The organism is Nitrospira marina (assembly GCF_059568365.1).
Window position 1 is genome coordinate 4,384,278 of record NZ_JCANTH010000001.1, and the last position, 11,700, is coordinate 4,395,977.

The window sequence follows — 11,700 nt, forward strand, 5'->3', positions numbered from 1 at the left end:
GGCGTGAAGATGGGAGCGCGACAACCGACATCCTCCGCCAAACCACCGGCGTCTTCGAGTGGTCGCTCCTGGAGTGCGAGAAAGATCGCTGCCGCTGCCTTGCAGACAATTGAACGCACCCGGGCTTTCAGCGATGACGTGTTCGATCACATCACTAAGGACCTCGTGGTCGCCGAACGCGACCGGCACCTGGCGTTTGAGTTGGTCTATGGGGTCTTGCGGCATTACCTCACTCTGGATTGGCGATTAGATCAGGTCTCCCGCAAGCCCATGGTCCGCCTGCCGCTGACCGTCGCCACAACGCTACGGGTGGCTGCCTATCAATTGCTCTATCTCGATCGTATCCCGGCTTCCGCCGCGGTGAATGAAGCCGTTCAGCTCATCCGGAAACAACCAGGCCACAATTGGTCCGGTTTCGTGAATGCCGTATTGCGCAATCTACTCCGGCAACCTGTTCCGCCCATGCCCGATCCGGCAGTCGACGCCACCCAGGCCCTCTTCATTCGATATGCGTGTCCACCCTGGTTAGTTGAGCGCTGGCGACAATCCTTCGGACTCACACAAGCGGAACACCTTTGCCAACAGTCTATAGGCATTCCGCCGTTAACGATTCGAACGAATACTCTTCAGTGTTCCCGTTCCGATTTGCTTGCCCGCCTCCAATCAGAAGGAATACTTGCACAGGAAACGACCGTGAGCCCCGTCGGCCTGACCTTGGACAAATGTGGCAATCCTGGGCAATTACCTGCCTTGAAGGACGGTTGGTGTTACGTGGAAGACGAAGCCGCCCAACTGATTCCCTTGCTCCTTGACCCTCAGCCCGGCGACCGGATACTCGATGCCTGTGCAGCTCCCGGAGGAAAAACCACGCACCTGGCTCAATTGATGAAAAACCAGGGGACCATTGTGGCACTGGATCGTCATCAGGGACGGTTAGATCGGCTCGTTTCTAATTGTGCCAGGCTGGGCATCTCCATTGTTCAGCCTGTTCACCACGATCTGACTGCAACATCCGGACACGACAGGACAAACCTTGTCTCAACGACCCGCCTCACGGTTCCTGCCATACTAACCCAACCGTTTGACCGCATTCTGCTTGATGCCCCCTGTTCTGCTCTGGGTATTCTTCGTCGACACCCGGAAGGAAAATTAATAAAATCGTTATCGACCATCCAACATGCCAAGGCTCTTCAACGTGAGATTCTGAATCGAGTCTCTGACCTCTTGAGACCAGGGGGAATCTTGGTCTATAGTGCCTGCTCAGTCGAACCGGAGGAGACCACAGAGATTATCTCCGGATTTTGTCAGGAACATCCTGAATTTTATCAGGAATCCGTCACACCTTGGGTGCCCGTTACGGGGCAATCACTCATCACTGACCCTGGGCATTTGTGTACGGCCTTTCAGACGTTGAACATGGACGGATTTTTTGCGTGCCGGTTGAAAAAATCTGAATGACAATGCCAGTCACACCTTTAATCTCTCCTTCTATTCTTTCTGCCGACTTTGCCCGGCTCGCGGAAGCCGTCCAGATGGTAGAAGCCGCCGGTGCGGATTGGATTCATGTGGATGTGATGGATGGCCATTTTGTTCCCAATTTGACGGTTGGTCCGCCCATGGTTGAAGCGCTTCGCAAGGTGACCTCCTTGCCATTGGATGTTCATCTGATGATGACCAACCCGGATGATTTTATCCCTGAATTCGTCGATGCCGGAGCTGACCTGTTGACCGTGCATGTCGAAGCCTGCCCTCATTTACACCGCACGGTGCAGTCTATTAAGGAACGACAAGTCAAAGCCGGAGTGTCCCTGAATCCGGCCACCTCCGTCGCTACCCTTGAGGAAATTCTTGGTGACGTGGATTTAGTCCTGGTGATGTCTGTGAATCCCGGATTTGGCGGCCAACAATTTATCTTATCCAGCCTGGATAAGATCCGGCGGATCCGGACCATGATGAATAATTCACGCAGTTCGGCCCACTTGGAAGTGGATGGGGGAATCAACCCGACCAACGTGGCCTCGGTGATTCAGGCCGGTGCGAATGTTCTGGTTGCCGGTTCCGCCATTTTTGGCAGCAAGAATATTCCTGAAACCATTCGGCAGATGCGAACCGCGGCTCAGACCGTGATTGTTTAATCGGGCCCATGAATTCTCCCAATAATACCGACAGCCTTCATCCTCTCGAAATTCAGGTCCTCCGTGAACTGGGGAAAACCCCTCAGCCACTTTCAGACCTTCAACTTGCCAACCAAACAGAGCTAGCCCCTTCACAAGTCAGTATGGCCGTCGGGTGGCTGCTTACGAAACAATTGGTGAGCCAGACGTCCGAAATTACGACGACGTATGTCTCCCTCACCACAATCGGTGCCCAATACTACCAGCCCGACTCTTCTCCGCTTGAGTGGATTCTTCAGACGGTGAAGAGTGCCGCTCGTGAAGGCTCTTCAATTACCGTGAAGGACCTTCAAGGCACGGGGAAATTCCAACCCTCCGAGCTAAGCCGGGCGATCGGGATTCTCAAAAAAGAAGGCGTCCTTCAGATGGGTGCAGGGGGAGTGTTGGAATTAACCAGTAGGGATAGCGACACCGTGAGGGACTTGCGAAGCCTGCTTAATCAGGTTCAGGAAGGTGCACGCCCACTGGATTCGTTTGCATCCGATCAACAGGCATTACTTCGACAATACGCCGTCAAACGCGGCAATACGCAAGAACCCTTTCGCATCGATGATCATACCGAACGGACCTACGTCCTGACAGATGAGGGCCGGAATCTTCTGCCTCATTTACGGGAAGGGGCTGCCCAGGAAATTTCTCAATTAACCCCTGAACTCTTAAAAGACGGGTCCTGGCGTCACGTATCCTTTCGCAAATATTCCATCAACCTTCGCCCTCCTCGCCTGGCGGTCGGCAGACGGCATTCTTATCGGGAATTTCTGGATACCGTGAAGTACAAGCTCACGAGCATGGGGTTTCAGGAAATGCGTGGCGAACTCATTGAGACGGAATTTTGGGATATGGACGCGCTTTTCATGCCTCAATTCCATCCTGCTCGTGCCATTCATGATGTGTATTTTGTCAAGAAACCCAAGATGGCTAAGAAAATCCAAGAGCCATTTCTCAGCCGGGTAGGCCAGGTTCACCGGGATGGGGGAACGAGCGGATCGAAAGGGTGGAAATACGAGTATGACCCTGAGCGGGCGAAGCGCCTAGTCCTCCGCAGCCAAGGCACCGCCGTTTCCGCTCGGACATTGGCACAAAATCCCCCTGTTCCCGGTAAATTTTTTTCTATCGCCCGGTGTTTTCGTTATGACAATGTCGATGCCACGCATGCCACGGACTTTTTTCAGGTGGAAGGGATTGTGCTCGGCTCTGATATCAATTTTCGAACACTCTTGGGACTCCTGCAATTATTCGCCAGGGAAATGGCACAAGCCAAAGAGATTCGATTTTTTCCGGCTTATTTCCCGTTTACCGAACCCTCGGTGGAATTGCATGTCCGTCATCCCAAACTTGGATGGATGGAACTGGGGGGCGCCGGACTTTTCCGCTCTGAAGTCACCATACCCTTAGGGGTGACAGTTCCGGTTATTGCATGGGGACTCGGGCTGGATCGAATGGCCATGATCGCCCTTGGGATACAAGATATTCGCGATTTATTCACTTCCGATCTAGAAGCGGTTCGCAATATGCGCCGTCATTTTTAGCTACGACCCATGCCAACCATTTCCATTTTCCAAAAAGATTTCTGTGGACTTGTCAGTCGTGATGCCTCCATGTCCGACCTTGAACAATGGATGCCCTATGTGAAAGGGGAGGTAAAAGACGTCTCACAGGAGACTGGTGAAGTGCGCGTGGAACTTCAAGATACCAATCGGCCTGATTTATGGTGTGTGGAAGGGATCGCCCGACAAATTCGATCGGTGCTGAATAAAGGGATGCCCCCATACTCATTTTTTTCGGAAAAAAGGGGCGCAAAACGGCGGATTCAAGTGGCCCAGGGCATGGAAGCCGTTCGACCATATGTCGCGGGTTGCGTCTCGTTGGGATATGCCATGACGCCGGATGGCCTCGACCAGTGTATTCAAACTCAGGAAAAATTAGCCGACGCTTTTGGACGAAAACGTGAAACCGTATCCATAGGCCTCTATCGTGCCTCCGCCATTGCCTTTCCCGTCACGTATGGCCTCGTGAAACCGGATGAGATTCGATTTACGCCATTGGGATTTGAGGAAAAAATGACCCCACAGGAAATCCTCACCGTCCATCCCAAGGGTCTGGAATATGGATCAATTCTCGCTGGATGCGAACGGTTGCCGCTTCTTTGGGATTCAGATGGACAGGTATTGTCCTTTCCTCCCATTATCAACAGTCGGGAACTTGGTGAAGTGCAGGTAGGAGACACCGACTTACTCGTGGAAGTCACCGGAACCGATTTAAGTATGGTTGTCTTGGCCTTGAACATTTTTGCCTGCAATTTAGCCGATCGGGGGGCCACCATCGAATCACTGGACATTAACTATCCCTACAACACTGAATTCGGCACGACCATTAAAACCCCACTGAGCATGAATCAATCGCAACGGATTTCCATTGAGGCCATTGAACAGGCCTTGGGAATGCCACTCGGTTCTGAGGCTATTCAGGAGGCCCTTGCTTCTTATGGATACCAGGTGAAAGCGACCAGGCAGTCCATATCCGTCACCTTACCCGCTTTTCGAAACGATTTCATGCATGTGATGGATGTCGCGGAAGATGTGGCCATTACCCGAGGCTATGAATCGTTTTCTCCCATCATGCCACAGACCTTCACCGTTGGAAGTCTCTCCATGGAAGAACAAACCAGCGATCGCATGCGGGATCTAATGGTCGGATTTGGATTTCAGGAAATTTTTTCCAATATCATGGCTTCCCATCAGGAGTTGGTGGACAGAATGCGGATTGCCGACACTGAATATGCGCGACTGGTAGAAGTAGACAACGTCATGTCCCAAACCTATGCCTGCCTGAGACCTTCCATTTTACCATGTCTGCTTAGGGTGGAAGCCCTATCACCTCGTGCGTTTTATCCCCATCTACTTTTTGAGGTTGGAGAAACGGCTCAACTGGATTTGGAGGCCAATGTGGGTTCTCGGACGACCCTGTCCATTGCCGCCATTAGCGCCAATTCGGGAGCGAATTTTTCAGAAATTCATAGCTATCTGGATTTATTGATGTATTACATGGCGTGGCCCTACGAACTGGAACCAGTCACTCATCCCTCATTTTTAGAGGGACGAGTTGGCCGAATCCGTTGTGAAGGATATGCGGTGGGATATATCGGAGAGTTTCACCCGGAAGTACTCGAAGCCTGGCAAATCGATATGCCAACTTCCGGGTTTGAATTCGAGATCAGAAAGCGGGAAGCTTAGGCAGTGACGGGTTGTCCGTCTCCCTTGGTGAGGGACACAAGATGAGAAAAGCCTTGAGGATCGTGAATCGCCATTTCTGAAAGCATTTTTCGATTTAATAACACATTGGCTTTCTTCAGCGCATTCATGAACTGACTGTAGGTGACTCCTTGCGCGCGAACAGCCGCGCTGATCCGGGTAACCCAGAGCTGCCGGAAATTACGTTTTCTCTGTTTTCGTCCGGTATACGCATATGCTTGCCCCTTATCAACTGATTCGGTGGCAGTCCGGAAAAGCTTACTTTTTCCTCCATATTGGCCACTCGCCAGTTTGAGCCGCTTTTTCCGGCGCTGTCGAGTTTGTGGCCCACCTTTTACCCTTGGCATGACACGTTCTCCTTAAATTTTGGAATGTTACTTATAGGGGAGCAATCGAGACAGTGAAGTTCGGTCTTCTTTTCTGACCTCTGCTGGACCGCTTAGTCTAGATTTTACTCCAGGTGCCTTGGAAGTGAGGATATGACGCATTCCGGCCTTCCGCCGCATCCACTTGCCGGAGCCGGATCGTTTGAATCGCTTACTGGCTCCTGAGTGATTTTTTAGTTTCATTTTTGCCATTGGTTATTTTCCTTTTCAACGACCGGCAAATTGCCGGTTTTCCTCAACTTAGCCAATTATTTTGGCGCGACCACCATGTAAAGATTCCGGCCTTCCATTCTAGGAGGGCTTTCAATATTTCCTGCGCCCTTTAACTCCTCAATAACCTTCTGAATCGCTTTGAACCCAAGCTCTTGATTGGCCATTTCTCGACCGCGGAACATAACCGTAACTTTGGTCTTATTCCCTTCTTCCAGGAAGTCCCGTATTTGCCGGACTTTCGTCTCCATATCGTGCTTGTCTGTCCGAGGCCGAAATTTAACTTCCTTAACCTGGGTGGATTTCTGGTTAAGTCGCATGCGATGTTCTTTTTTGCTCTGTTCATACTTAAATTTCCCATAATCCATAATACGGCAGACCGGAGGGTCTGCGGTAGGAGCCACTTCCACCAAATCATATCCAATTTCCCTCGCCTGCCGAATCGCCTCCGATGTCTTCAGGATTCCAAGTTGTTCACCTTCAGCACCAATAACCCGGACTTCAGGATTTTTGATGAAATGATTAATACGTTGTTTGGGTGTCACCGGACGAGTCATTCGAAAAGTAAAGAACCCTTCCTAACAGCCTCGGGCATATCTTCCCGAATCAGCGTCACCAAATCGATAATAGGCATCGTTCCCAAATTTTTCCCGTTCCTTTGTCGTACTGCAACCATCTTTGCTTCAGCTTCCCGATCCCCCACGACAATCATGAAAGGAATCTTTGCCTTTTCAGCCTCACGGATTTTAAGGCCAATCTTTTCATTTCGCAAGTCTAAGGCGACACGACAGCCTTCCTGACGAAGATTTTTTTCCACCTCTTGAGCATACCCTTGATGTTTTTCTGAAATTGGGAGGACCGTAACCTGAACAGGGGCCAACCAAGCCGGAAAGGCACCCCCAAAATGCTCCAGGAGAATCCCGAAAAATCGTTCTATTGATCCTAATAAGGCCCGGTGAATCATGATGGGTTGATGAGTTTTACCATCATCACCCACGTAAGTCAGGCCAAACCTCTCGGGATTATTGAAATCAATCTGAACTGTTGAGCATTGCCATGACCGGCCTAAGGCATCCTGAATTTTGACATCAATTTTAGGCCCATAAAAGACCCCTTCCCCCGGATCTTCCTGATATGTATAGCCTCCGTTTTTCAGGGCAGTTTCCAGCGCCAGCGTCGCTTGATCCCATTGATCGATCGTCCCCACAGCCTTTTCGGGCCGAGTGGAGAGAAACATCTTGAATTCCGTAAATCCAAAAGTCCCCAGCATACTCGTAATAAATTTCAGGACCTTTTGGACCTCTTCACCCAACTGGTCAGGGCGGCAGAATAAATGGGCATCATCCTGGGTAAATCCCCGAACCCGCATCAGGCCATGCAGGACTCCGGAACGTTCGTACCGGTAAACCGTTCCCAATTCCCCGTAGCGGATAGGCAGATCACGATAACTGCGCAAATGTGATTTATACACCATGATATGAAACGGGCAGTTCATGGGCTTTAGCTGATATTCACTGGACTCGACAGGCATGGAGGCGAACATATTTTCTTTGTAGAAGTCCACATGCCCGCTGGTTTTCCATAAATCCAACCGAGCAACATGCGGCGAATAGACCAACTCATATTGATTGGCTAAATGTTGTTCCCGCCAAAAATTTTCAATCAGCAGACGGATTTGTGCCCCTTTGGGGTGCCATAAAATAAGACCGGGTCCGGTTTCGTCCTGAATACTAAATAAATCGAGGTCTTTCCCGAGCTTTCTATGGTCACGGCGTTTGATCTCCTCTAAATTGTCCAGGTGAGCCTGCAAGGCTTCTTTGGAGGGAAAGGATGTGCCATAAAGCCGCTGCAACATGGGATTTCGTTCATCCCCTCGCCAATAGGCACCTGCACTATTCAAAAGTTTAAAGGCTTTGACATAGCCCGTGGCCGGCAGATGGGGGCCACGACAGAGATCGACGAAGTCCCCTTGGGTATAAGCAGACACCGGCTCTCCATCAGGAAACCCTTGAATGAGCTCTACCTTATAGAATTCACCACGATGTTTAAAAAATTCAATGGCCTCTTCCTTGGAGAACTCACGTCTTGAAACCGAAAGATTCCGTTTGATGATTTCCAAAGCCTTGGCTTCGATTTTTTCTAAATCTTCCGGCGTGAATGGGCGCTCAAAGGCAAAGTCATAAAAGAAACCGTCCTCGATGGCCGGACCAATCGTTAATTGGGCGGAAGGAAAGCATTCCTTCACCGCTTGGGCCATAATATGCGTACTACTGTGCCGATAAATTTCTTTCCCTTCTGGGGAATCAAACATTAATGGCTGCAAGATTGAATCGGTCTCCAGGGAACCCAGGAGGTCTATTTCCACGCCATTGGCCTTTACGGCAAACACCTCAGGTGGTAGGGCTCCTTTTAGCTTCTCTAGTGCCGCCTTGGCTGAGATCCCTTTGGGAAAAGCCTGGCTACTTTCGCCTTGCAGTGATACCTGAATAGATTCCATTAGCGTAAAAACACCTAATAAAGAAAGGCTCTACATTCCGTGATGAACGCAAGAAAAGGCACCATTCCCCTCAATATAAGGAAGATGGAAACCTGTCAGGCTTTTTTGGAGAAAGATAATGGTAGGCGCGGGCGGTATTGAACCGCCGACCTCTACCGTGTCAAGGTAGCGCTCTCCCCCTGAGCTACGCGCCTATATCTTACCGGCCATATGCTAGACTGCATTGCCGGTCTTGTCAAGAAATGGTTTATTTTTCAAGGGGAAAGGGAAAGACTATTCCAAAGAATCCGATTCGGTCTTTTTGCGTTTTCCGGCAGTAGATTGCTTTAACTGATTGACAGAGATTTGAAATTCTGTAATCTTTTTCCTGAGTGTATTGCGATTAAGACCAAGAAGACGAGCCGCTTTAATCTGATTGCCATGCGTTTCCCGTAAGGCGAGTTCAATCAAAGGCCGTTCAACAGCTCTCATTAAGGTGGGATAAAGGTTTTTCCCTGAGCCGACATTCATCGCTCGAACAAAATCCCCCAATTTTTTTTCCACATAACTGGCCAGGCTCACATCTTTCGGATCGATAGCCCCCTCTTCCGATGGTTGATCTCCCATAACCTGCCGGATCTGATTCATGGTGCTCCAGGCGGGCAAGGGTCCGGCATAAATAAACGTCTTGGACAAATTTAATTGGCCATTCAGTGCCGACAAGGCCGGAAAAAATTTCTTCCCGGACTCATCCAGAATCACGCCGGTAAATTGTTGAGAGCGCATGGCCGCTTCCAGGGAAGAGCAGTCATCCAATACCGTAATGGTGTTCTGAAGGTCAGGACCTTGAACCCGCGACTTGAGATCGGGATCCTGGGTTAACAGAGCAAACCGTATGTGAGAAGAGTTCAAAGACACGTTATTTGGGTCAGGTGAAATGCAAGCGAGGATTATGTCGGAACATTATTTAAAAATCAATTGAGGTCTATCTCCTAGGTTGAGAAGCTCAATTAATTCCCAAAAGTGGACCCATTATCCGTAATGTGCACCAAACCAACACGCCGCCAATTGCATCCAACAACAATCCGGCTTGCACCATTCGGAGAATCGGAATCCTTCCTGTTCCATACACTATGGCATTCGGGGGAGTAGAAACCGGCAACACAAATGCCAGACTTGCAGCCATACACGCTCCCAGTACGGGAGGGACAGGAGAAAAATTGGCCGTGTGAGCAATGGCGATGAGCACCGGTACAATCATACTGGTCGCTGCGGTATTCGATGCGAGCTCCGTGAGAATCAGGGCCGTAAGAATGGCCACACCCGTTAAACCCCAGATGGACTCAATGCCAAACATAGCCACCATACCGTGGCCAATCGCTTTCGCCAATTCGGTTTCCACCATCAACTCCCCAAAGGCGATGCCTCCCCCGAATAACAGGATCGTTCCCCAATGAATATTGGCGGCTTCTTTCCATGTTAAGGTGAATTTTCCCTGACGAAAATCCAAGGGCAGAAGGAACAATAGCCCAGAGGCAAAAATAGGCACCAATTCTTTCGGCAAATGGGCATGAACCCATTGCACGACGGGATGATTTCCTTCAAACCATATTGAGAGTAATGCCGGGAGTAGCCACAACAGGACAGCCAACAGAAACACCGCAAACGTATATTGCTCCCCCCGAGTCCAGGGAAGGGGTGCCGAAATCTTGAGAACAGAAGTTCCTTCATGAAAAGACGAGTGAGAAGGGGGAGGATGTAACCAATACATAAGCGTAAACATCACGAGCAGCATTACACTCGCCAACGGCAATCCAATCAGCAACCATTGGTCGAATGAAATCGTGATATGGGCCTGCTGGGCTAACAACCCCACTCCGATTAAATTCGGGGCGGTGCCGACGAGTGTGGCCACTCCCCCAATACCGGCGCCATAAGCCAGACACAGCAAAAATCCGGTGTCAAAGGTTTTCATATGAGGATAGCCCTGCCGAAGCGCCCGTAATACACCAAGCGCAATCGGCAACATGACCGCCGTTGCCGCGGTATTGTTAATCCACATAGACAAGCCGGCAACAGCCAAACTCATAGCCATCATAATTCGAATAGGATTGGAACCCACCCACTTACGTGACAACAGCCAGTTGCCAAACCGGCGGTCCAACCCATGAACGGATAGGGCCTCCGAAATAAAAAAACTCCCGATAAACAGGAAGATGATGGGGTGGGCAAAGGCCGAAAATACGGATTGCATGTTTCCTAACCCGGCGACGACACACAGACCACAGCCCAACAAAGCGGTAACGGGCAGAGGAATAGGCTCTGTAATCCACATCACCACTACCCAGCTTAAAATGGTTGCCAGAATTCTCGCGGGGTCGGGTAGGGATTCGGGAAGCAGCACAAACATCAACCCGGCAATGAGCGGGGCGGCAAAAAGACCAAATTGATGTGCCGGAATAGCGGTATGGGGACCTGGACCGGATTGGCTCATGCAGCTCTTGGAATGGACGCGCTCAGCTCAGGAAATCCGGTAGGCCTAGAGTCCTCGACCGCATATCCTGTTTTCCTATTTGCCTAAGTGGCCTTGTCGGGTAACCTCTCTAGGATTTGGCGTATGCAGCAGGTATCATACAGAAAAAGGGATATGTGAGATAGGGACCCCAGGAAAGGATTCAACGATTTATCCTTATGCAATCAAAAATTCATACCTTAGACAGTCTCTTACAACGAATTTCCGTTCATCAGCAGGCGGGAGAATCCATTGTCTTTACGAATGGGTGTTTTGATTTGCTGCATATCGGTCATACCCGATATCTGGCAGAAGCCAAAGAGTTGGGAGATCGATTAGTGGTCGGAGTCAACAGCGATCGTTCAGTCCGTCAACTGGATAAGGGGAAGCATCGACCAATCCAAACGGATGCCCAACGGGCAGAGGTCATTGCCGCATTAGGTTGCGTAGATTACGTGATACTTTTTGACGAGGCGGATCCTTTGAATCTCATTAAGGCTATCCAACCCAACGTCCTTGTGAAAGGAGGAGATTGGACCTCCGAACGTATTATCGGAAAAGATTTTGTTGAGGAACGGGGAGGATTTGTGCGAACGATTCCACTTGTCGCCGATGTTTCGACCACAACGATTATTGAACGAATTCTCACCACTCATGGAATAAGCCCATCCTGCTAGTCCGCACGTCGAGA

11 protein-coding genes and 1 tRNA gene are annotated in these 11,700 nt (G+C 50.2%); 5 read left to right on the forward strand and 7 right to left on the reverse strand.

The genetic code is table 11. From position 1 onward, the window contains the following. The first annotated feature begins 9 nt into the window (after positions 1 to 9). The 4 genes from rsmB to pheT are packed head-to-tail and all read left to right on the forward strand — an operon-like array spanning position 10 to position 5,407. Positions 10 to 1,458 (forward strand): 16S rRNA (cytosine(967)-C(5))-methyltransferase RsmB, encoded by a 1,449-nt coding sequence (rsmB, locus tag LX98_RS18960; RefSeq protein WP_496430335.1) that lies wholly within the window; start codon positions 10 to 12, stop codon positions 1,456 to 1,458. A 2-nt stretch (positions 1,459 to 1,460) separates the two neighbouring features. Further along, positions 1,461 to 2,135 carry a ribulose-phosphate 3-epimerase gene (rpe, locus tag LX98_RS18965; RefSeq protein ID WP_496430632.1) on the forward strand — a complete coding sequence of 225 codons (675 nt, stop codon included), beginning with the start codon at positions 1,461 to 1,463 and terminating at the stop codon, positions 2,133 to 2,135. 8 nt (positions 2,136 to 2,143) lie between these two features. Next, entirely contained in the window at positions 2,144 to 3,703 is a 1,560-nt protein-coding gene (gene pheS, locus LX98_RS18970; protein ID WP_496430336.1) for a phenylalanine--tRNA ligase subunit alpha, read from the forward strand. A gap of 9 nt (positions 3,704 to 3,712) precedes the next feature. Beyond that, entirely contained in the window at positions 3,713 to 5,407 is a 1,695-nt protein-coding gene (gene pheT, locus LX98_RS18975; protein WP_496430337.1) for a phenylalanine--tRNA ligase subunit beta, read from the forward strand. Here the strand turns inward: pheT and rplT are convergent. The 7 genes from rplT to LX98_RS19010 all read right to left on the reverse strand — a co-directional run bounded on the left by rplT (position 5,404) and on the right by LX98_RS19010 (position 10,991). Then, a complete protein-coding gene (gene rplT, locus LX98_RS18980; protein ID WP_496430338.1) occupies positions 5,404 to 5,772 on the reverse strand; it encodes a 50S ribosomal protein L20 in 369 nt (122 codons plus the stop codon). The genes pheT and rplT overlap by 4 nt on opposite strands. A 27-nt stretch (positions 5,773 to 5,799) precedes the next feature. Then, entirely contained in the window at positions 5,800 to 5,994 is a 195-nt protein-coding gene (rpmI, locus tag LX98_RS18985; RefSeq protein ID WP_312647028.1) for a 50S ribosomal protein L35, read from the reverse strand. 65 nt (positions 5,995 to 6,059) lie between these two features. After that, on the reverse strand, positions 6,060 to 6,578 hold the full coding sequence (gene infC / locus LX98_RS18990) for a translation initiation factor IF-3 (protein ID WP_376753393.1): 519 nt from the start codon (positions 6,576 to 6,578) through the stop codon (positions 6,060 to 6,062). Then, on the reverse strand, positions 6,575 to 8,518 hold the full coding sequence (gene thrS, locus LX98_RS18995; RefSeq protein WP_496430339.1) for a threonine--tRNA ligase: 1,944 nt from the start codon (positions 8,516 to 8,518) through the stop codon (positions 6,575 to 6,577). Before thrS ends, infC begins: the two co-directional genes overlap by 4 nt. 119 nt (positions 8,519 to 8,637) lie before the next feature. Further along, positions 8,638 to 8,712 (reverse strand) — tRNA-Val (locus tag LX98_RS19000). Positions 8,713 to 8,791: 79 nt separating this feature from the next. Further along, the gene (locus LX98_RS19005; RefSeq protein ID WP_496430340.1) at positions 8,792 to 9,409 is read right to left on the reverse strand and encodes a helix-turn-helix domain-containing protein; all 618 of its coding nucleotides are present in this window, start codon (positions 9,407 to 9,409) and stop codon (positions 8,792 to 8,794) included. 94 nt (positions 9,410 to 9,503) lie between these two features. Further along, entirely contained in the window at positions 9,504 to 10,991 is a 1,488-nt protein-coding gene (locus tag LX98_RS19010; protein ID WP_496430341.1) for a DASS family sodium-coupled anion symporter, read from the reverse strand. A gap of 197 nt (positions 10,992 to 11,188) precedes the next feature. Between LX98_RS19010 and rfaE2 the strand changes: the two genes are divergently transcribed. Continuing rightward, positions 11,189 to 11,686: a D-glycero-beta-D-manno-heptose 1-phosphate adenylyltransferase gene (gene rfaE2 / locus LX98_RS19015; protein WP_496430342.1), complete on the forward strand. Its 498-nt coding sequence runs from the start codon at positions 11,189 to 11,191 to the stop codon at positions 11,684 to 11,686. Positions 11,687 to 11,700 lie beyond the last annotated feature (14 nt).